Origin of the sequence: Nonomuraea sp. NPDC004580, assembly GCF_040609855.1 — a bacterium.
Lineage (GTDB): Bacteria > Actinomycetota > Actinomycetes > Streptosporangiales > Streptosporangiaceae > Nonomuraea > Nonomuraea salmonea.
The window spans coordinates 600,810-620,620 of the sequence record NZ_JBEXLH010000001.1 but is presented as its reverse complement, the minus strand read 5'-3'; the positions used below and the strand labels follow the sequence as shown (position 1 = coordinate 620,620).

18 protein-coding genes are annotated in these 19,811 nt (G+C 69.7%); 9 read left to right on the top strand and 9 right to left on the bottom strand.

The features are described from left to right. The 4 genes from ABZW11_RS02740 to ABZW11_RS02725 form a co-directional block, all read right to left on the bottom strand. Positions 1-933 carry a carbohydrate ABC transporter permease gene (locus ABZW11_RS02740; protein WP_355411875.1) on the bottom strand — a complete coding sequence of 311 codons (933 nt, stop codon included), beginning with the start codon at positions 931-933 and terminating at the stop codon, positions 1-3. Further along, the gene (locus ABZW11_RS02735; protein ID WP_355411873.1) at positions 930-1,796 is read right to left on the bottom strand and encodes a sugar ABC transporter permease; all 867 of its coding nucleotides are present in this window, start codon (positions 1,794-1,796) and stop codon (positions 930-932) included. Before ABZW11_RS02735 ends, ABZW11_RS02740 begins: the two co-directional genes overlap by 4 nt. A 5-nt stretch (positions 1,797-1,801) precedes the next feature. After that, positions 1,802-3,154, bottom strand: coding sequence for an extracellular solute-binding protein (locus ABZW11_RS02730; protein ID WP_355411871.1), 1,353 nt, complete (start codon positions 3,152-3,154; stop codon positions 1,802-1,804). Between the two features lie 106 nt (positions 3,155-3,260). Then, positions 3,261-4,250, bottom strand: a complete 990-nt coding sequence (locus ABZW11_RS02725; RefSeq protein ID WP_355411869.1) for a LacI family DNA-binding transcriptional regulator — start codon at positions 4,248-4,250, stop codon at positions 3,261-3,263. A 241-nt stretch (positions 4,251-4,491) separates the two neighbouring features. Between ABZW11_RS02725 and ABZW11_RS02720 the strand changes: the two genes are divergently transcribed. Both ABZW11_RS02720 and ABZW11_RS02715 read left to right on the top strand, forming a co-directional pair. After that, positions 4,492-7,767 carry a discoidin domain-containing protein gene (locus tag ABZW11_RS02720; RefSeq protein ID WP_355411867.1) on the top strand — a complete coding sequence of 1,092 codons (3,276 nt, stop codon included), beginning with the start codon at positions 4,492-4,494 and terminating at the stop codon, positions 7,765-7,767. 130 nt (positions 7,768-7,897) lie between these two features. Further along, on the top strand, positions 7,898-8,785 hold the full coding sequence (locus ABZW11_RS02715; RefSeq protein ID WP_355412030.1) for an IS5 family transposase: 888 nt from the start codon (positions 7,898-7,900) through the stop codon (positions 8,783-8,785). An 18-nt stretch (positions 8,786-8,803) separates the two neighbouring features. On the opposite strand, the gene ABZW11_RS02710 is transcribed toward ABZW11_RS02715, so the two are convergent. Beyond that, entirely contained in the window at positions 8,804-9,676 is an 873-nt protein-coding gene (locus ABZW11_RS02710) for a sugar kinase (RefSeq protein ID WP_355411865.1), read from the bottom strand. Between the two features lie 192 nt (positions 9,677-9,868). Here ABZW11_RS02710 and ABZW11_RS02705 point away from each other — a divergent pair, with 192 nt between their 5' ends. From ABZW11_RS02705 to ABZW11_RS02690, 4 genes are all read left to right on the top strand, one after another. After that, entirely contained in the window at positions 9,869-10,609 is a 741-nt protein-coding gene (locus tag ABZW11_RS02705) for a hypothetical protein (RefSeq protein ID WP_355411863.1), read from the top strand. A gap of 168 nt (positions 10,610-10,777) precedes the next feature. Then, complete coding sequence (locus ABZW11_RS02700; protein ID WP_355411861.1) at positions 10,778-11,479, top strand: DUF4344 domain-containing metallopeptidase; 702 nt, start codon at positions 10,778-10,780, stop codon at positions 11,477-11,479. A gap of 31 nt (positions 11,480-11,510) precedes the next feature. Further along, on the top strand, positions 11,511-12,215 hold the full coding sequence (locus ABZW11_RS02695) for a maleylpyruvate isomerase N-terminal domain-containing protein (protein ID WP_355411859.1): 705 nt from the start codon (positions 11,511-11,513) through the stop codon (positions 12,213-12,215). Between the two features lie 25 nt (positions 12,216-12,240). Next, complete coding sequence (locus ABZW11_RS02690; RefSeq protein ID WP_355411857.1) at positions 12,241-12,504, top strand: DUF6343 family protein; 264 nt, start codon at positions 12,241-12,243, stop codon at positions 12,502-12,504. 108 nt (positions 12,505-12,612) lie between these two features. Here the strand turns inward: ABZW11_RS02690 and ABZW11_RS02685 are convergent, their stop codons facing one another. Both ABZW11_RS02685 and ABZW11_RS02680 read right to left on the bottom strand, forming a co-directional pair. Further along, entirely contained in the window at positions 12,613-12,864 is a 252-nt protein-coding gene (locus tag ABZW11_RS02685) for a type B 50S ribosomal protein L31 (RefSeq protein ID WP_355411855.1), read from the bottom strand. 28 nt (positions 12,865-12,892) lie between these two features. Then, the gene (locus ABZW11_RS02680) at positions 12,893-13,660 is read right to left on the bottom strand and encodes an SDR family oxidoreductase (protein WP_355411853.1); all 768 of its coding nucleotides are present in this window, start codon (positions 13,658-13,660) and stop codon (positions 12,893-12,895) included. 420 nt (positions 13,661-14,080) lie between these two features. On the opposite strand from ABZW11_RS02680, the gene recQ reads away from it, so the two are divergent. Beyond that, complete coding sequence (gene recQ, locus ABZW11_RS02675; protein WP_355411851.1) at positions 14,081-15,904, top strand: DNA helicase RecQ; 1,824 nt, start codon at positions 14,081-14,083, stop codon at positions 15,902-15,904. 623 nt (positions 15,905-16,527) lie between these two features. Here recQ and ABZW11_RS02670 read toward each other — a convergent pair. Then, entirely contained in the window at positions 16,528-16,932 is a 405-nt protein-coding gene (locus tag ABZW11_RS02670) for a hypothetical protein (protein WP_355411849.1), read from the bottom strand. Between the two features lie 832 nt (positions 16,933-17,764). Beyond that, the gene (locus tag ABZW11_RS02665; RefSeq protein ID WP_355411847.1) at positions 17,765-18,571 is read right to left on the bottom strand and encodes a lysophospholipase; all 807 of its coding nucleotides are present in this window, start codon (positions 18,569-18,571) and stop codon (positions 17,765-17,767) included. A gap of 133 nt (positions 18,572-18,704) precedes the next feature. Here ABZW11_RS02665 and ABZW11_RS02660 point away from each other — a divergent pair, with 133 nt between their 5' ends. After that, positions 18,705-19,394 carry a 2OG-Fe(II) oxygenase gene (locus tag ABZW11_RS02660; protein ID WP_355411845.1) on the top strand — a complete coding sequence of 230 codons (690 nt, stop codon included), beginning with the start codon at positions 18,705-18,707 and terminating at the stop codon, positions 19,392-19,394. Between the two features lie 110 nt (positions 19,395-19,504). Continuing rightward, on the top strand, positions 19,505-19,811 hold a 307-nt coding region (locus ABZW11_RS02655; RefSeq protein WP_355411843.1), incomplete at its 3' end, for an alpha-ketoglutarate-dependent dioxygenase AlkB.

Below are 19,811 nucleotides of genomic sequence, written 5' to 3'. Positions count from 1 at the left end.
TCATCCCTTGATGCTTCCGGCGGTCAGGCCCGCCATGATGTGCCGTTGGAAGATGAAGAAAACGATGACCATGGGAATGCTGGTGATCAGCAGCCCGCCCATGACCTGGTTCTGGGTGACGGCTCCGGCCGTCTGCGACAGGCCCACGCTGATCGTCATCTTGTCGCTGTCCGTCATGACCAGCAGCGGCCAGACGAAGTCCTTGAACGAGGTGACGATCGTGAAGATGGAGACCACACCCAGGATGGGCCGGGAGACCGGCAGGACCACAGAACGCAGGATCCGCACCGCCCCCGCCCCGTCGATCTGCGCCGCCTCGATCAGCTCCCTGGGGATCGAGTCGAAGAAGCGCTTGAGCAGGAAGATGTTGAAGCCGTTGGCGGCGGCCGGCAGCCACAGCGCCCACGGGTTGTTGAGCAGGCCGAGGTCGACGACCGTGACGTACAGCGGGATCAGCACCACCATCGCCGGGATCATCAGCGTGGCCAGCATCATGCCGAGGATGACGGTGCCGAACATCGGCCGCAGCTTCGACAGCGCGTACGCCGCCGACACGTCCACGGCCATGCAGACCACCCAGCCGCCCAGTGAGTAGTAGGCGGTGTTGGCCAGCAGCGTCCCGATGTCGAACAGGTCCCACGCCTCGAAGAACGCCTCGGGCGACGGGTCGGCGGGGAAGAGCGTGGGCGGCATCTGCGCCAGCTCCTCCGGCGTCTTCAGCGCGCCGGTCGCCATCCAGTACAGCGGGAAGACGAACGCCAGCGTGAACAGCACGAGCACCGCGACCAGCACCAGCCAGTAGATGCGCCGGCCCCACCTGCTGTTGAGCTGGTGCGGCGAGACGATCGTGCGGAACTGCACCTCGATCGGCTTCGGCGCGCGCTTCCTGCCCCGGGCGCGGCGGGCGGCCGCCCCGGCTCCGACGGAGATCACGCCTTGTCCTCTCTGGTCAGACGGAGCTGGAAGGCGGCGAAGACGAGCAGCACGAGCATCAGCATCATGCCGAGCGCCCCCGCCGAGCCGTAGTCCTGCAACGTGAAGGCGTTCTGGAACATCAGGTACGCCACCGTGACCGTCGCGTTCTCCGGCCCGCCGCCGGTCAGCATGTACGGCTCGATGAACACCTGCATGGTGGCCACGATCTGCAGCATCAGCATGAGCAGCAGGATCAGCCGGGTCTGCGGGATCGTGACGTGCCTGATCCGCTTCCAGATGCCGGCGCCGTCGAGCTCGGCCGCCTCGTACAGCTCGGGCGGGATGTTCTGCAGCGCGGCCAGGTAGATCAGCGTCGCGCTGCCCATGTTCATCCAGGTCGAGACGATGACCAGGGAGATCAGCGCGGTGGAGGAGCTGTCGAGCCAGGCCAGGCCCGGCAGGCCGAAGAAGTCGAGCACCTGGTTGAACAGCCCGGGCCCCGGGTCGTAGAACCACCGGAACAGCAGCACCGCCACGATCGGCGGCAGCATGACCGGCAGGTAGACCACGAACCGCAGGTAGGCCCGGGCGTGGCGCAGCTCGTTCAGGACGAGCGCGACGACGAACGGCACGGCGTAGCCGCACAGCAGGGCGAGGAGCGTGAACTTCAGGGTGTTGAGCCAGGCTTCGCCGAAGGCCGGGTCGAGGAGGGCCGTCTCGAAGTTCTGCAGCCCGACCCAGATCGGCTCGTTGAGCAGGTCGGTCTTCTGGAAGCTCAGGATGAACTCCCTGACCATGGGATACCAGGCGAACACCGTGAAGCAGAACAGCGCCGCGCACAAGAACCCGTAGGCCGTCAGGTTGCGCCTCAAGATCTGCATGGAGGTCAGCCCTTGGCCGCCAGCAGCGAGTTCACCTTCGACTCGGCGTCGGCGAGCAGCTGGTCGATGTCGGCGTCCTCACGGCTGAGCACGCCCGACATCGGCACGTCGAGGACGGCGTACAGCTCCTGGGCGTGCGCCGGCTCGGCCTTGGGCGGGACGGTGCCGGCGGCCTTGACGTAGGAGTCGTAGTTGGCGACCGGCAGCGTCGCGTTCTTCACCCGGTCCTCCTGGAGCGCCTGGCCGGTGGGCGAGTCGCCGTACACCGCGTTGTCGGGCACGCCGACCGGGTTGCCGATGCTCTTGCCGCGGGCGAAGTCGAAGCGGCCCTTGCCGACGGTGTTGTAGCGGAAGTCGAGCCACTCGAGCGCGGCCTTGGCCTCCTCAGGGGTCGCCTTCGGGTTGATCATGAACGCCTCGCCGCCGCTCAGCGACGCCTTGGCCTCGGGGAAGCCGGTGATGCCGTAGTCGTCGACGTTGCCCTTGAACTTGGTGACGACGTCGGTCACGACGTCGGGGGCGCCGAGCATCATGCCGACCTTGCCGCTGCCCATGGCGACCATCAGCGACTCCCAGCCGACCAGGAGCCTGGTGCCCATGCTGTCGTCCACCCAGCGCATGTCGTGCAGCGTCTGCAGCACGGCCTTGCCCTCAGGCGAGTTGAAGGCGGCGCGCTTGCCGTCGGGGGTCAGGATGTCGCCGCCGCGGCCGTAGAGCGCCTGGGTGAAGTGCCAGCCGCCGGTGTTGCCGCCCGAGTACTCGCCGTAGCCGATGTGGCCGGCGCCCAGCCCGGCGATCTTCTTCGCGGCCTCGCGCACCTCGGCCCAGGTCTGCGGCGGGGCGTCGGGATCGAGCCCGGCCTTGGTGAACAGCGCGCGGTTGTAGACCAGGCCCACGCTGTAGTGCACGTTGGGCACGCCGTAGACCTTGCCGTCCTTGGTGAGCAGCTCCTTGTGGTCGGCGCGCAGGTCGTTCCAGTTCTTGATCAGGTTCGTGTACGGCGTGATGTCGAGCGCCTGGCCCTTGGAGATCACGTCGGCGTAGTTCGTCATCGGCACCATGAACGCCGTCTCCATCTGGCCGCCCGCCAGCTTGGGTCCGAACGTCTTGGGGTCGAAGCACGGCTGCTGGTCCGTGCTCTTGACCGTCACGCCGGGGTGTTCCTTCATGAACGTCGCCACGTCGTCGTCCCACGCCTGGCGTTCCTTGGGCGCGGACTTCGCCGGCTGGCAGGCCACCGTGATCGACACGGCCTTGGCGCCGCCGGCGGACGGGGTGGCGGGCTCGCCGCCCGAGCCGCATGCGGTGGCCGTGAGGCTCAGCGCGGTTACGAGCAGGAGTCCGGTGGATCTCTGCATGGTCTGACCCTTCTTGATGCGAGGTGCCCACACCATAGGTTCCTCGACCGAAGGGCGCAAGATTCCGACTTGAAGTTGCAAGATAACGACTGCATCACATGGCAGGTCAGTCCTTGGCACGCGCCGTGGAGGCGCGGACGACCAGCTCGGGCTCGAACAGCAACTCGTCGGCCGGGACGACGGCCTTGTCGATCTGCGCGACCAGCAGGTCGACCGCCGCCCTTCCCATGGCGTCGATGGGCTGGCGGACGGTGGTGAGCGGCGGCTCTGTGCAGTTCATCAGGGCCGAGTCGTCGAAGCCGATGACCGAGATGTCGGCGGGCACGGCGAGCCCCGCCCGGCGCGCGGCGCGCACGGCGCCGAGCGCGAGCAGGTCGCTGGCGCAGATGACGCCGGTGACCCCGCGCCTGACCAGCCGCGCCGCGGCGGCGTGCCCACCTTCGAGCGAGAACATCGTGTGCTCGACCAGCTCGGCGTCGCCGCCGGACGCGAGGAACGTCTCCAGCTTGCGCCGCGACGGCATGTGGTCCTTCGGCCCGAGCACCATGCCGATGCGCTCGTGGCCGAGGGCGCGCAGGTGGGCGACGGCCATCTCGGCGGCCACCACGTCGTCGCAGGAGACCTGGGGGAAGTCGAGGCGCTCGACGGCGGCGTTGACCAGCACGGTGGGCAGCTTGCGCTCGTGCAGCAGCTCGTAGTGGCCGTGGGAGGCGTCGGCCTGGGCGTACAGGCCGCCGGCGAAGACGACGCCGCTGACCTGCTGCTGGAGCAGGAGATCGACGTAGTCGGCCTCGGAGACGCCGCCGACCGTGCGGGTGCACAGCACCGAGGTGAACCCCTGCTGGGCCAGCGCTCCGCCGACGACCTCGGCGAAGGCGGGGAAGATCGGGTTCTGCAGCTCGGGGAGCACCAGGCCGACCAGCCTGGCGCGGTCGCCGCGCAGCTGGGTGGGGCGTTCGTAGCCGAGCACGTCGAGCGCCGTCAGCACCGCCTCGCGGGTCGCGTCGGACACCCCGGGCTTGCCGTTGAGCACGCGGCTCACGGTCGCCTCGCTCACTCCGACTTTCTTGGCCACCTCTGCGAGTCGTCGAGTCATGCGCAAACTATACGGCCTTCAGCGCAAGCGCTTGCAACGGCTTACGTAGACCGTACGTCGTGCCTTGCGCGGCTCCCACGGCGGCTTCGTGCCTCTGACGGGTGCGCTGACCAGCGCGGCTTGGCGGAATTCTACAACGCGAGTCAGTCCATCGTTTGCGAAATGTCGTCGAAATATTGCGGCGATCTGCTCGACATCTTATGGTTCGGCCATCCGCCCCACCCTCGAAGGGCCACCCCTCATGAGAGCACTGTCAGCCGCCCTCACGTTACTCACCGCCCTCCTCGTCGTCCCCCATCCGGCCGCTCAAGCCGCCGCTGAGAGCAACCTCGCCGCCGGCCGGCCCGCCACCGCCAGCAGCCACACCGACGTCTACCGGCCCGCCAACGTCACCGACGGCGACCAGGCCACCTACTGGGAGTCGGCGAACAACGCGCTGCCCCAGTGGATCCAGGTCGACCTCGGCGCCACGGCCACCCTCACCCGCCTCGTGCTCAAGCTCCCCACCGGCTGGCCGAGCCGTACGCAGACGCTCGCCGTCCAGACCGGCACGAACGGCACCACCTTCACCACCGTCGTGCCCCAGACGACCTACGCCGTCAACCCGGCCACCACGATCACCCTCCCCGCCGGCACGACCGCCCGCCACGTGCGCCTGCACATCACGGCCAACAGCGGCTGGCCCGCCGGGCAGCTCGCCGAGCTGGAGGTCTGGGGCACCGCTCCCGGCACCCCGCAGGACGGCGCCAACCTCGCGCTCGGCAAGACGATGACCGCGTCGTCGCACACGCACACGTACGTCGCCGCGAACGCCAACGACGACAACCGCAGCACCTACTGGGAGAGCGCCGCCTACCCGGCCACGCTCACCGCCCAGCTCGGCGCCGACGCCACGCTGACCTCCATCACCCTCAAGCTCAACCCCGACGCCGTCTGGGCCCGCCGCACCCAGACGCTCACCGTCCAGGGCCGCGCCCAGGGCGCCACCGCCTTCACCACCCTCGTCCCCCAGGCCGCCTACACCTTCGACCCGGCCACCGGCAACAGCGTCACGATCCCGGTGAGCGGCCGGGCGGCCGACGTCCGCCTGCAGGTCACGGCCAACACCGGCGCGCCCGGCGGGCAGATCGCCGAGTTCCAGATCTTCGGCACGCCCGCGCCCAACCCCGATCTCACCATCACCGGCCTGACCTCCTCACCCGCCTCGCCGGTCGAGACCGACGACGTGCGGCTGTCGGCGACGGTCAGGAACGCGGGCAGCACCGGCTCCGCCGCGACCTCCGTGACCTTCTACGCGGACGGCGCGAAGGTCGGCACCGCCGCCGTGGGCGCGCTGGCCGCCGGAGCCTCCGCGACCGTGTCGGCGGACATCGGCGCGCGGGAGGCGGGGACGTACGAGCTGTCGGCCAAGGTGGACGAGGACGGCGAGGTCCCCGAGCAGAACGAGGCCAACAACACCGCGACCGGCACCCTCACGGTCCGGCCGGTCGACACGGCCGACCTCATCGCCTCCCCCGTCTCCTGGACGCCGGGCAACCCGGCGGCGGGCGGCACGGTGACGTTCTCGGTCGCCGTCAAGAACCAGGGCACCGTCGCCTCCGGCGGCGGCTCCCACGGCATCACGCTCACCGTCGCCGACGCGTCGGGCACCGTCGTCAGGACGCTGACCGGCTCCGTGAGCGGCACGATCGCCCCCGGCGCCACCACCAACCCCGTCAATCTGGGCACGTGGACGGCGGCCAACGGCAGGTACACGGTCAAGACCGTGCTCGCCGCCGACGCCAACGAGCTGCCGGTCAAGCGGGACAACAACACCAGCACGCTGCCGCTGTTCGTCGGGCGGGGCGCGAACATGCCGTACGACACGTACGAGGCCGAGGACGCGGCCATCGGCGGCGGCGCCACCCGCGTCGGCCCCAGCAGGGAGATCGGCACGATCGCCGGCGAGGCGTCGGGACGGCGCGCGGTGACGCTCGGCCAGACCGGCGCGTACGTCGAGTTCACCGCGAAGGCCCCCACGAACACCCTGGTCACCCGCTTCTCGATCCCCGACGCGCCGGGCGGAGGCGGCATCGACACCACGCTCAACGTCTACGTGGACGGCACGTTCCGCAAGGCCATCCCCCTGACCTCGCGTCACGCCTGGTTGTACGGCCCCGAGGACAGCCCGACCAACAACCCGGGCGCCGGCCCGCCCCGCCACATCTACGACGAGGCGAACCTGATGCTCGGCACGACCGTCCCGGCCGGGAGCAGGATCAGGCTCCAGAAGGACGCGGCCAACTCCTCGACGTACGCGATCGACTTCGTGGACTTCGAGCAGGTCGCGCAGGTGCCCAACCCGGACCCGGCGAAGTACGCCGTACCGGCCGGCTTCACCCACCAGGACGTGCAGAACGCGCTTGACCGCGCCCGCATGGACACCGACCTGACCGGCGTCTACCTCCCCGCGGGCGACTACCGGACGAGCGGCAAGTTCCAGGTGTACGGCAAGGCGATCAAGGTCGTCGGGGCGGGACCGTGGTTCACCCGCTTCCACGCGCCCGCCGGGCAGCAGAACACCGACGTCGGCTTCCGTGCGGACGCCACCGCGAACGGCTCGTCGTTCACCGGCTTCGCCTACTTCGGCAACTACGTGGACCGCATCAACGGCCCCGGCAAGGTCTTCGACCTCACCAACGTCGCGAACCTCACCATCGACGGCATCTGGGTCGAGCACCAGGTCTGCATGTTGTGGGGCACGAACGTGGACAACCTGACCATCAAGAACTCCAGGATCAGGAACGTGTTCGCCGACGGCCTCAACCTCACCAACGGCAGCACCGGCAACCGCGTCAGCAACATCGAGACCAGGTCAACGGGCGACGACAGCTTCGCGCTGTTCTCGGCCACCGACAACAACCCGGGCGAGCAGTTCGGGAACGTCTACGAGAACCTGACCTCGCTGCTGACCTGGCGGGCGGCCGGCCTCGCGGTGTACGGCGGCTACGACAACACCTTCAGGAACATCTACGTGGCGGACACGCTGGTGTACTCGGGCGTCACGATCTCCTCGCTGGACTTCGGCTACCCGATGCACGGCTTCGGCGCCAGCCCGCCCACGCGGTTCGACGACATCTCGCTGGTCAGGGCGGGTGGTCACTTCTGGGGGCAGCAGACGTTCCCGGCGATGTGGCTGTTCTCCTCCTCGAAAACGTTCCAGGGCATCCGCGTCAGCAACCTGGACATCGTGGACCCGACGTACAGCGGGATCATGTTCCAGACCGGCTACCAGAACCCGAGCACGCCGCTCAACCCCGTGCGGGACACGGTCTTCACGAACGTGTCGATCAGCGGGGCCAGGAAGAGCGGTGACGCCTTCGACGCCAAGTCCGGCTTCGGGATCTGGGTGAACGAGCTGCCCGAGCCCGGCCAGGGCCCGGCGATCGGGTCGGCCACCTTCCACAACCTGCGCTTCAGCGACAACCACCAGAACATCAGGAACACGACCTCGACGTTCACCCTCACCATCGACTAGAGCCGACTAGGCCGTGTTTCGAAAGATCACGTGTGAGGCGTGTCGGTGATCGTTGAACGAAGAGGTCTCCGGTAGTTGGTTCAACGACCAAGAAGAACGAAATACCGGAGACCTCGTGGCCAGCGTAGTGGTGACGAGGCGGCACGACCTCACTGACGCGCAGTGGGCGGCGCTGGAGCCGCATCTGCCTGCCGCATCGGGCAAGGGGCGTCCGCCGAAGTGGAGCAGGCGGCAGTTGATCGACGGGATCCGGTGGCGGATCCGGACCGGGGCGCCGTGGCGGGACGTTCCTGCCTGCTACGGCCACTGGTTCAGCGTGTATGGCTTGTTCCGGCGCTGGCAGCGGGAGGGGGTCTGGGCGCGGATCCTGGCGGCGTTGCAGGCGTGTGCGGACGCCGCCGGGAAGATCGATTGGACGGTGAGCGTGGACTCCACGATCACCCGGGCTCACCAGCACGCGGCCGGAGCCCGCCGGGACGGTCACCTGCAGAAGGAGCCACCCGGCGGGGTGCACAGCGAGCCGGCCGATCACGCGCTGGGGCGCTCACGCGGCGGGCTGACCACCAAGACCCATCTGGCTTGCGAGCAGGGCCGCAAGCTGCTGGCTGCGGTGGTGACCGCCGGGCAGCGGGGCGACAGCCCGCAGTTCATCCCGGTGCTCGGCAAGATCCGGGTGGCCCGCCTCGGCGGTGGCCGTCCCAGGACCCGCCCGGATCGGGTCCTGGCCGACAAGGCCTACACCAGCAAGGCCAACCGGACTCATCTGCGCCGGCGTGGGATCAAGGCGTGCATTCCGAGCAAGGCCGACCAGGACGCTCAGCGGCGAGCCAAGGGATCGAAGGGAGGTCGCCCGCCGTCCTTCGACCCCGCGTTCTACCGGCTGCGTCACGCTGTGGAGTGCGGCATCAACCTGCTCAAAGGCAACCGCGGCATGGCGACCCGTTATGACAAGCTCGCCGTACGCTACGAAGCCGTCGTCATCATCGCTGCGATCAACCAGTGGCTCAGTGCCTTATGAAACACGCCCTAGAGCCGACTAGAGCTCGGCCCTGGTGGGCATGCCCTGCCAGTCGCTCACGCTGGTCACCGCGGCGGCGCTCAGCAGCGCCCCGCGGTGCAGGCGTTCCTGCGGGGTGAGTCCGTCGAGCGCGGCGCTGATGTAACCGGCGGCGAACGCCTCGCCCGCGCCGCAGGTGTCCACGATCGGCACCTGCCAGCCCTGGACGTCGTAGCGCATGCGGTCGGCGCGCACGCTCGCGCCCTTCGCGCCCCGGTCCACGATGACCTCGCGCTCGGGGGTGAGGGCGGGCTTGACCAGGTCGAGCTCGTCCTGGCGGAGGAAGAGCAGGTGGGAGGCGCGGGCCAGCTCGCCGAGCACCTCTTCTGCCTCGCGGACGGACGGCCACAGCTCGGGGACGTACTCGACGGCGAAGGAGATCATCACCCCGGCGTTGCGCGCCGCGTTGACGGCCGTGCGCACGGCTTCGAGCGGGTCCCTGCCCAGAGCGGCGGTGATGCCGGTCACGTGCACCATCTTCGCGGCGCCGATCCGGTCGATCGGGACGTTGCCCGGCGCGAGCAGCGAGCCCGCCGAGCCCGCGCGGTAGTGGGAGACGCCTGTCGGCCTGGCCACGCGGGTGTCGCGGAGCAGCATCCCCGTGCGCGTGCCGGCCACCACCCGCGTGTCGGCGACGTCCACGCCCTCGCCCCGCAGCACGGTCAGCGCCCTGGCGCCCAGCTCGTCCTCGCCGACCTTGCCCAGGTAGGCGCAGTCGTGGCCGAGCCTGGCGAGTGCGACGGCGAGGGTGAACTCGGGACCGCAGACGTCCAGCCTGGCCTCGCTCTCATGGCGGACTCTGCCGCTGGAGACGACGCCCAGTGGCTCTCCCAGGGTGTAGACGTCCGTCATGGCGCCAGAGCGTAGTCGATCACGTGTCCTAAATCCCATTTTTCCGCATAAGTACTGGTTAAAGCTTGATCGAAATTTTTTCGGAACTTTGGCCCAACCTTTTCCCGATCCCGTGCCTCAAAGTAGTAGAGGGAGCGCGGCACCCCCAGGCCACGCTCTGAAGTCAATACGGGGAGAGGAATCAGCACCCTCATGAAGAAGTTCGCAGTAGGCATCCTGACCGCCATGGTCGGCGGCACCATGGTGGTTTCGGGCGCGGGCGTCGCTTCGGCGTCCACCGCCGCGAGGCCCCACACCAAGCTCTACATCAAGGACGTCAGCCCGAACCCGGTCCTGGTCAAGGAGGGCGCCGAGACCACGGCGCACTTCAACGTCCTCGCCAGCCGCAACGTCGAGCGCGTCGAGCTCAGCGTGGCCCCCGCGGGCGTGCGCACGCTCGCGGCCAAGGACGTCAAGGGCCTCGAGGGCTGGCGCTTCAGCGCCGCCTTCAACGAGAACGACCCGCAGGGCAAGTGGAAGGCCACCGCCGTGGCCTTCGACCGCGACGGCGAGCGGATCGCCACGGACTCGGCCTACTTCTACGTCAAGCAGGTGAAGAGCAAGGACGACACCCGCATCTCGCGCTTCTACGCCAGCCCCGGCAAGGTCCACAAGGGCAGGACGATCACCTTCACCGGTCGTCTTGAGGCCCGTGACGGCCGTGACTGGGACGGCGTCCGCAACGAGCGGGTGAACATCTACTACAAGGCCTACGGCTCCAGCACCTGGAAGTGGGTCGCCACCGACCGTACGTCGTGGGGTGGCAAGTTCTACGCCAAGACCCGTGCGTACAAGAGCGGCTCCTTCCGTGCCGTCTTCAGCGGCGACCGCCGTCTCGAGGACACCACGAGCCGTAGCGACTACGTGCGCGTGTACACCTGGCACCGTCACTGACCACCTGGGCAGGGCCTGAAGGTCCCGCTCATGTGATCCAGGCCGAGAAGCCCGGTCCCCTCGCGGGGCCGGGTTTCCGGCTTTTTACCGTCCGGGAGGTTTAGCGATCTTGATATCGCCGCATGGGACCACCCATTGCGACGGCCGACCCCTGAAGGAGCTCCCCGGATGCCGCACTCCGTGATCGCCCTCGTCCTGAGCATCACGAGCGCCCTGGGAGCGGCACCCTCACCCGAGGTGTCCGTACGCTACGAGCAGCCCTCCTCCAACAGCGCCGAGCAGGCAGAACGGCTGCTGAAGAAGAGCGAGGCGCTCAAGACCGACATCATGCCGCCGCGCGACGTGCAGGTCGTCGCCCGCGACTGCGACTCCCCCGAGACCACCTGGAGCTCCGGCAAGCGCCGCATCACCATCTGCTACTCGCTGGTCGACAAGGTGCAGCGCACGATCAAGGGCATCTCCGAGACCGAGGAGGCCGACGCGAAGGCCACCGGCGCCCGCACCGACGGCGCGCTCGCCATGCTCTTCCACCGCCAGCTCGGCCACGCCCTGACCACGCTCAACGGCCTGCCCGACAGCGTCGCGCAGGCCGACCAGTTCGCCGCGCTCACCCTGCTCGCCGACGACCCCGAGCACGTCGTGGCCGCCGCCGAGGCCCGCCACCTGCTCGCCGGCCACGACGGCGCCGAGCATCTGGAGGGCATGAAGGAGTCGGCGACGTTCGCCTGCCTGCTCTACGGCTCCGACCCGGCCAAGTACGCCTCCATCGCCAAGGGCGGCTGGGTGCCGCCGGAGCGGGCGCCCTCCTGCCCCGCCGAGTACGAGCGGGTCAGGTCGGCCATCGGGGGCGCCGTCCGTACCGGGCCGTGAATCGTCGGATCTGACGGGTAGCGTCCCCGGTATGTCCGAGGACCTGCTCAAAGACTTCAACCCGTTCGACATCTTCGACGCCGAGGCCGCCAGGCTCGACCGCTTCTTCTCCGGGCTCGACGAGGCCGGCTGGGCACGGCCGTCACGATGCTCCGGCTGGTCGGTCCGCGACGTGCTCGCGCACCTCGCGGGCGAGGAGCTCTACAACCACGCCTGCCTCGACGGGACCGTCCCGGACCTCATGGCGCGGCTGGCCGCCGAGGGCGTGAGCGACTACAACGACTTCAACGAGCTGTCCGTACGCCAGCGCAGGAGCCTGCCGATCGGGCAGGTGCTGGAGGAGTGGCGCACCAAGAACGGCGAGACCCGGGCGCGCATGCGGGCACTGGGCTCCGACGGCACCCTCGACACCCTGTCCGGGCCCTACCCGGTGGGTCACCAGACGTTCCACTACGACTCCGAGTACGCCACCCACGCCGACGACGTGGGCGCGCCCGTCTCGTCCGACGAGGCCGCCGGGCGGACGGCGTGGCGGGTGGCGGTGGGCCGCTTCGTCCTGGCCGAGCAGGAGGCCAAGGTGCAGGTGGAGCCCGCCGACGGGCAGGTCAGGGCGTCCGTGAACGGGGTCGGCGCGACGCTCCCCTCCTCGGACTTCGTGGAGGCCACCGTGGGCCGGCTCCCCGCCGGCCACGACCTCGACCCCCGGCTGGCGGCCGCCCTGCGCTGCCTGGCCTGAACCCTTACTTGGAGAGGACGGATCCATGTGGCTGCGTGACCGCGAGGGCACCGAGCCGGTGACGGCCCGCAGCGCGCTGGGCGTGCGGCGGGTGCTGTCGATCATCGCCTTGGTGCTGGGGGTGGTGGCTGCGGTGTTCTTCGCCGTCCAGGCCATGCGGACGGGCGAGCAGGTATGGGTGTGGGAGGCGGCGATCGCAGCCGCAGTGGCCGTCGTCGCCGCCGTCGACCTCCTGATCATCCGCCACCGCCGAGTCTCCCGCCGCCCGCAGCCCCGCCGACACCACTGACCAACGCCTCAGACCCCACCCGCCCCCACACGGCCATGCAACGCAGTGCGCCCGCGCGTCCTGGGGTGGCCCAGGGCGCGCGGGCGCCATCACGATTCTTGGGATATTTCAGGACGTGGCGCGGCCATAGCGCTGCTTGAAGCGCTCGACGCGGCCGGCCGTGTCGAGGATGCGGCCCTTGCCCGTGTAGAAGGGGTGGCTCGCGGACGACACGTCCACGTCGATCACGGGGTAGGTCCTGCCGTCCTCCCACTCGACCGTCTTGCCGCTGGTCAGCGTGGAGCGGGTGAGGAAGGCGTAACCGGCGCTCGGGTCGCGGAAGACGACCGGGCGGTACGCGGGGTGCAGGTTCTTCTTCATGCCCCCTGCAACCCGTTGGCAACGGTTTTCATTCCCGAGCTTCAGGGTCGAGCCCCAGCACCGCACGACCCCCGTCCACCGGCACCGTGACCCCGTTGACGAAGGACGCGTCGGGCGAGAGCAGATACGCCACGACCGACGCCACCTCGGCCGGCGTGGCGACCCGCCCCAGCGGATGCAGCCGGGCCAGCTCGGCCTCCACGGCCGCAGCCCCCTCGGGACTCTGCTCCGCCAGGAACCGCTCATACCGTTCGGTCGCCACCGAGCCGGGCGCCACCGCGTTCACCCGGACGCCACGCCGGCCGTACTCCACGGCCAGTGCCCTGGTCAGCCCCTCCGTGGCGGCCTTGGCCGTCGCGTACGGCAGGCTGCCGGGCACGGGCCTGACGGCCTGGTGCGAGGTGACGTTCACGATGGCGCCGGGGGTGCCGGCGGCCAGGAAGTGGCGTACGGCGGTCGCGCACCCCACCACCGCCAGGTCGAGATTGGCCGCGATCAAGGCCCTGACCTCGGCGACCGGCGACGAGTCCACGGAGGCGTCACGGAAGATCGCGGCGTTGTTGACCCACCCCGCCAGCGTGCCCGACTCCTGCGCCAGGTCGGCGGCCCACGCGGCGACCTCCTCGTCGGCCGCGTCCCCGATGACCGGCACGACCCGCCGGCCGTCCGCCCAGGAGAGCGCATCCTTGTCACGTTCGACGGCGATCACGGTGGCCTCCTCGTCGCGCAGGAGCCGCTCGGCCACGGCCCTGCCGATGCCTCGTCCGCCACCAGTCACTACGTAGGAAATGCTCATATTGCTTACGCTATGCGGCCATTCGATCATTTGTAGTGCGCATAGTGATACGCGTCATGCTGATTCCCGCATTCCCGCGAGAATGGCCGGGAACGCGGTAGTTCGCGATCACCGGTGGGACGCTCCACAAACGCTTGATCGGCACACCGGCGATCATTCGGACGGCCGGCTACGGCGCGCTTCATGGCATGCAATGACCGGCGCAGGGCGTACGGGAGGGGCGACCGCTTGAGTACGGTAGACGTGCAGCACGACCCTCGGCCACCTCTAGTCGACAGGTGGGCGTACCGCGCCTCGTGACGGCGTCGGCCTCCAGATAGGTCGAGACTCCCGCATTCGGGCGGTTTCGTAGGCTGCTGCCCGGCTCCGCCGTCGGCGGAACCGGCCATCCACCCGCCACCGAACACGTAAGGTAGCCGCATGGATACCCCCACCGACGTCCTGCACCGCGTGTTCGGCTACGACTCCTTCCGCGAGGGCCAGCAGGAGATCATCGATCACGTGGTCGCCGGGGGTGACGCGCTCGTCCTGATGCCCACCGGCGGCGGCAAGTCGTTGTGCTACCAGATCCCCGCCCTGGTGCGCCGAGGCGTCGGCGTGGTCATCTCCCCCTTGATCGCCCTGATGCAGGACCAGGTGGACGCGCTCAGAGCGCTGGGCGTACGCGCCGGGTTCCTCAACTCGACGCAGGACTTCGACGAACGCCAGCTCGTCGAGTCGGAGTTCCTGGCCGGCGAGCTCGACCTGCTCTACCTCGCCCCCGAGCGGCTGCGCGTCGAGGCGACGCAGCGGCTGCTGGCCAAGGGCGACATCTCGGTGTTCGCGATCGACGAGGCGCACTGCGTGGCGCAGTGGGGCCACGACTTCCGTCCCGACTATCTGGAGCTTTCGCGGCTGCACGAGCTGTGGCCGGAGGTGCCGCGCATCGCGCTCACGGCCACCGCCACGCCGGCCACCCACCGCGAGATCTCCTCCCGGCTCAACCTCGACCAGGCCCGCCACTTCGTGGCCAGCTTCGACCGCCCCAACATCCACTACCGCATCACCGCCAAGAGCGACCCCAAGCGGCAGCTGCTGGAGTTCCTGCGCACCGAGCACGACGGCGACTCCGGCATCGTCTACTGCCTGTCGCGCTCGTCCGTGGAGAAGATCGCCGAGTTCCTGGCCGACAACGGCATCGCCGCCGTCCCCTACCACGCGGGCCTCGACGCGCGCACGCGCGCCCACCACCAGGCCCGCTTCCTGCGCGAAGACGGGCTCGTGGTGGTGGCCACGATCGCGTTCGGCATGGGCATCGACAAGCCTGACGTGCGGTTCGTGGCCCACCTCGACCTGCCGAAGTCGGTGGAGGGCTACTACCAGGAGACCGGGCGGGCCGGCCGCGACGGGCTGCCGGCGACGGCGTGGATGGCGTACGGGCTGCAAGACGTCGTCCAGCACCGGCGCATGGCCATGGAGGGCGACGACGCCCACCGCCGCCGCCAGGTGCTCCACCTCGACGCGATGCTCGCGCTGTGCGAGACGGTCGGCTGCCGCCGCACGATGCTGCTCGACTACTTCGGGCAGGAGGGCTCGCAGCCCTGCGGCAACTGCGACACCTGCCAGGCTCCGCCCGAGTCGTGGGACGGCACGGTCCCCGCCCAGAAGGTGCTGTCCACCGTGCTGCGGCTGGCGCGTGAGCGGCGGCAGAAGTTCGGGGTGGGGCAGGTGGTCGACATCCTGCTCGGCAAGAAGACCGCCAAGGTGATCCAGCACGACCACGACACGCTGACGGTCTTCGGCGTGGGCACCGACCTGGGCAACGCGGAGTGGCACGGCGTCGTACGCCAGCTCCTCGCCCAGGGCCTGCTGGCGGTGGAGTCCGACTACGGCGCCCTGGTGCTCACCGACGCCAGTGCCGACGTGCTCCGCGGCCAGCGCGAGGTGCGGCTGCGCCGCGACACCCTCCGCCCGGCCCGCGCCAAGGCGGCCGGCTCGGCGAAGTCCGCGAAGGCCGCCGTCGAGCTGCCCGCCGAAGCCGCCCCCCTCTTCGAACACCTCCGCGCATGGCGTGGCGCCACCGCCAAGGAGCAGGGCGTCCCCGCCTACGTCATCTTCCACGACGCGACCCTCCGCGAGATCGCCACCGCCCGCCCCACGACCCTGGCAGAGCTGAGCAAGGTCAACGGCGTAGGCGAGAACAAGCTCGCGAAGTACGGCGAACAAGTCCTGGAAGTCCTACAGGAGGACACCCCTGCCCCGTAACCGCAAGCGCCCGGAAGCCATGCGGCTACACCACTCCGCGACTGAGCCTCCAGGCCGACCACCGGTACGTCGCCCAACAGAACCCGGCTGCACAACACCACCCCACACGTCGTACGATCACTTTGTACGGAAATGTCAAACCGCACACCGTGACGCGGCTCTGGGTAGAACCCGGCGGCGTTCCGACCGATACGGTGAGAAGATCGGTTAAGGTATCCAGCCATGGCTGGAAGGCCACCCAAGCCACACCGTGCCGGGGGGACGGTAACCCGTCCGGTCCGAGTCCGCGAGGCGACCTCTTCGTCCACCGCGGACAGGCCGGCCAACGTGGTGGCGACGACCGTTCTTCGTGCGGCCGTCGCCACCACCACGAGCCCCTCAACACCCACCGCGCCACGGCCTCCCCGAACGCCCGGCCAGCGAAAACCCGCCGCCCTGGGCCTTTCGGAGCAGAACCCACAAGCGAACCCTCGGCCCTAACCCGCGCCTTCTAGGCCCATGGACGAAGCCACTGGCGAAGACGCTGCAGCCATGACGGAGACCCTTTCCGCAGGTGACAGAGGACCTCGGCGCAGGTGGCAGAGGACCTCAGCGCAGGTGACAGAGGACCTCGGCGCAGGTGGTCAGTGGAAGGGGGTCCAGGTGGGGTCGCGGCCGAGGTAGGCGAGGAGGTGGTCCTGGGCGGGGGCGTGCGGAGGGACGGTGAAGGGTGGGGCGAAGCGGGCTGGGCGCTCCTGAGCGGTGACGAACAGCCGGGCCAGGTCGAGCAGTTCTTCGGCCAGGAGTGGCGGAAGCGGGCGACGTTCACCGCACGCCATGGCAACGTCCCAGCCGTGGACGGCGATCTCGATCGCGCCCACCGCCGCCACCATCGGACGGGTCAGCCTGCGGTCGCCGACGGCGATGAGGGCATCCCCCGACAGAGCGACCCATCGACCGAGCACCTCGGTGGCACTGTCCCTGAGCAGCAGAGCCGGGTTACGGGGCCCGGACTCGCGCTCATCCCCAAGCCTGTCGCCAGGCTCCATTCCATGCGCGAACCTGTCGCCAGGCCCCATTCCGTGCGCAAGCCCAGAGCCTTGGCCAGGCCGCGGCTCGTAGCCGTGCACGACGCCCAACCCGCGCCCCTCCTCAGGCCCACCTTGGTGCCCAGGCTCAGAGCTGCGACCGGCCCTCGGCCCGTGTCCATGCACCAGCCCGAACCCGCGTCCGTCCCCTGGCCCACGCCTGTGCTCGTGCCCGGATGCAGGGCCTGCCCCGAGCCCCGGCCCAAGCCCAGGGCCGGGGCCGAGGCCGAGGCCGGGGCCGGGGAGTGGGGTTGGGCGGTGGGCGGTGGGGGTCAGGGGTGGGGGTTCGTGTTCCTTGCTCTGGGGTGTGAGCGAGACAGAGGTGCCGGCGGCTTCGGCGAGGGCCTGGAGGGAGTCCGTCAGGTGGGTCAGTAGGTGGTGCAGGGCCCAAGCTGTGCAGGGGGTGGGGCGGCAGAGGGTGGCCGGGGTGACCAGGCGCAGGCTGCCGAGGGCGTACGTGATGGCTCTTTCCAGCAGTGCCACCCCTGCCTTCAGCGCCTGCTCGTGCTCGCTCATATCGCCTCCTCGTAGAGGGAGACCCGTGGCGAGGCGAGAACTCATCGGGGACCTGTCAGGACGGGTCGTGCGCTGGGCCGGGGCTGGAACCTCGTGGCGGAATTCGGAGTAGTGGGGGTGGGACGACCCGGACGGCGAGGTAGAGGAGGATACGGTGAGGGTGTGGTGTGGGCTTATGGGTCGCAGGGCGCGGGCGATGCCCGGCCGTCGCCGTACCCGCGACGACGTGGAGCGCCGCCCCTTGTGTGATGGTGGTTGGTCGTACGGAAAGTGATCTTTACGACAGGGACTGGTCGATGAACGAGGTGACGTCGTTCAGGACTTCGTCCTTGTTCGTTTCGTTGAAGATCTCGTGGCGGGCGCCTGGGTAGATGCGTTCGATCAGGTTTGTGCCGCGGATGGCGGTTATGCCGGGACGGGTGCCTTCCAGGGGGACCAGCTGGTCGTCCTCGCCGTGGGCCCAGAGGGTGGGGAGGGGGCCGAGCGGGCCGGTCTTGGTGATGACGTCGAGGGTCGTGGCGAGGGCTTCGAGCGTGGTCCGCTTGAACGGGCCGTGCCAGACCAGCGGGTCGGCCGCGTACGCCTCCCCCACCGCCGGGTCGCGCGACAGCGTGGCCGGGTCGATGGGCGTGTCGGGCGGCTCCGGGTAGGCCAGCAGCTGCGGCACGACCGCCCACTCCCCGAGCACCGGCCCCGACAGGACGAGCGCGGCCAGGCCGGTGCCGTGGCGCTGGGCGTAGCGGGCCGCGATGAGGCCGCCCATGGAGTGCCCGATCATCACCACCGGTACGTCCGGATGCGCCGCCCTGGCCTGCCCTTCGAGGGCGTGCACGTCGGCCACCACGTCCTCGTAGTCCGCGATGAGCACCCGGTCGCCCTCGGACCTGCCGTGGCCCATGTGGTCGAGCCCGTAGACGGCGGCGCCGTGGCGGACGAGCCGGTCGGCCACGTGCTCGTAGCGGCCGATGTGCTCGCCGTAGCCGTGCACGAGGAGGGCGACGTAGCGCGGCCGGTCATGGGGCCATTCGCGGACGTGGTTGACGACTCGGGTGCCGGTGAAGGTGTATTCGCGCGACGCGGCCATGCCTACTCCCTGGGTGCTCACTCCTGGGTCCGGAGTGCGGTGAGCGTACGACGTCCGGCCCCCGCGATCAAATGACCGGGCGCGAGGTCCGAAAACTGCCGAGTTCCGGCGAGGCGGCGGTGTTGGGACAGGCATGGACATCGTGACGGACGAGCGGCTGGCGCGCGAGCTCGACGCGTACGGCTGCGCGCTGACCCCGCAGGTGCTCACTCCGGAGGAGTGCGCGCAGATCGCCGGCCTGTACGACGAACCCGGGCACTTCCGCGCCACCATCGACATGGAACGGCACCGCTTCGGCGCCGGACAGTACCGATATTTCGGGCACCCGATCCCTCCCCTGATCGCACGGCTGAGGGCCGCGTTCTACGCCCGGTTGCTGCCGATCGCCCGGGATTGGGCGGCCCGGCTGGGGCAGCCCGCGCCCTGGCCGGACGACTTCAATGAATGGCTGGACATGTGCCACCGCGCCGGGCAGACGAGGCCGACCCCGATCCTGCTCCGCTACCGCGAGAACGACTGGAACGCCTTGCACCGCGACCTCTATGGCGACCTGGTGTTCCCGCTCCAGGTGGTGATCGGGCTTGACCGGCCCGGCCACGACTACACGGGCGGGGAGTTCCTGCTGGTGGAGCAGCGGCCGCGGGCGCAGTCGCGGGGCACGGTGACGCTGCTGCCCCAGGGTCACGGGCTGGTCTTCACCACGCGCGACCGGCCGGTGCGGTCGTCGCGCGGCTGGTCGGCCGCGCCGGTGCGGCACGGCGTCAGCACCGTACGCTCCGGCCTGCGCCACACTCTCGGCCTCGTCCTCCACGACGCCACATAGGTCCGTCATGCTCCACGCCGATGGGACGGGCTCCACGAGGCCGAGTGGGTCGCGGGGGCCGTCCACGAGAATGGGGGCATGTGGCCCGCGACCCCAGATCAGGAAATCTCGTGATCCCGCTGCCGTTCCGAGAGATCGCCCCGGGCGCGGTGCATGTGCCCGGCTGGCTCACCCTCGACCAGCAACGCCACCTCGTCCAAGCGTGCCGGGAATGGGCGAAGGGCCCCGTGCCGATCCGGCACACCGTGCTGCCCGGCGGCGGCGTCATGTCCGTGCAGACTGTCTGCGTCGGCTGGCACTGGCAGCCCTACCGCTACACTCGCCTGGCCCACGACGTGAACGGCCGCCGGGTGGCGGAGTTCCCGGCGTGGCTCAAAGAGCTGGGCCGGCGGGCCCTGGCCGACGCGTACGGGAAGG

Bases quoted from the DNA above. Each gene is read 5' to 3' on its own strand.
- ABZW11_RS02690 (WP_355411857.1), top strand. From the start codon at position 12,241: ATGTGGCTGCGTGACCGCGAGGGCACCGAGCCGGTGACGGCCCGCAGC.
- ABZW11_RS02695 (WP_355411859.1), top strand. From the start codon at position 11,511: ATGTCCGAGGACCTGCTCAAAGACTTCAACCCGTTCGACATCTTCGAC.
- ABZW11_RS02725 (WP_355411869.1), bottom strand. From the start codon at position 4,250: ATGACTCGACGACTCGCAGAGGTGGCCAAGAAAGTCGGAGTGAGCGAG.
- ABZW11_RS02685 (WP_355411855.1), bottom strand. From the start codon at position 12,864: ATGAAGAAGAACCTGCACCCCGCGTACCGCCCGGTCGTCTTCCGCGAC.
- ABZW11_RS02705 (WP_355411863.1), top strand. From the start codon at position 9,869: ATGAAGAAGTTCGCAGTAGGCATCCTGACCGCCATGGTCGGCGGCACC.
- ABZW11_RS02660 (WP_355411845.1), top strand. From the start codon at position 18,705: ATGGACATCGTGACGGACGAGCGGCTGGCGCGCGAGCTCGACGCGTAC.
- ABZW11_RS02710 (WP_355411865.1), bottom strand. From the start codon at position 9,676: ATGACGGACGTCTACACCCTGGGAGAGCCACTGGGCGTCGTCTCCAGC.
- ABZW11_RS02665 (WP_355411847.1), bottom strand. From the start codon at position 18,571: ATGGCCGCGTCGCGCGAATACACCTTCACCGGCACCCGAGTCGTCAAC.
- ABZW11_RS02680 (WP_355411853.1), bottom strand. From the start codon at position 13,660: ATGAGCATTTCCTACGTAGTGACTGGTGGCGGACGAGGCATCGGCAGG.
- ABZW11_RS02735 (WP_355411873.1), bottom strand. From the start codon at position 1,796: ATGCAGATCTTGAGGCGCAACCTGACGGCCTACGGGTTCTTGTGCGCG.
- ABZW11_RS02700 (WP_355411861.1), top strand. From the start codon at position 10,778: ATGCCGCACTCCGTGATCGCCCTCGTCCTGAGCATCACGAGCGCCCTG.
- recQ (WP_355411851.1), top strand. From the start codon at position 14,081: ATGGATACCCCCACCGACGTCCTGCACCGCGTGTTCGGCTACGACTCC.
- ABZW11_RS02720 (WP_355411867.1), top strand. From the start codon at position 4,492: ATGAGAGCACTGTCAGCCGCCCTCACGTTACTCACCGCCCTCCTCGTC.
- ABZW11_RS02670 (WP_355411849.1), bottom strand. From the start codon at position 16,932: ATGGAGCCTGGCGACAGGCTTGGGGATGAGCGCGAGTCCGGGCCCCGT.
- ABZW11_RS02730 (WP_355411871.1), bottom strand. From the start codon at position 3,154: ATGCAGAGATCCACCGGACTCCTGCTCGTAACCGCGCTGAGCCTCACG.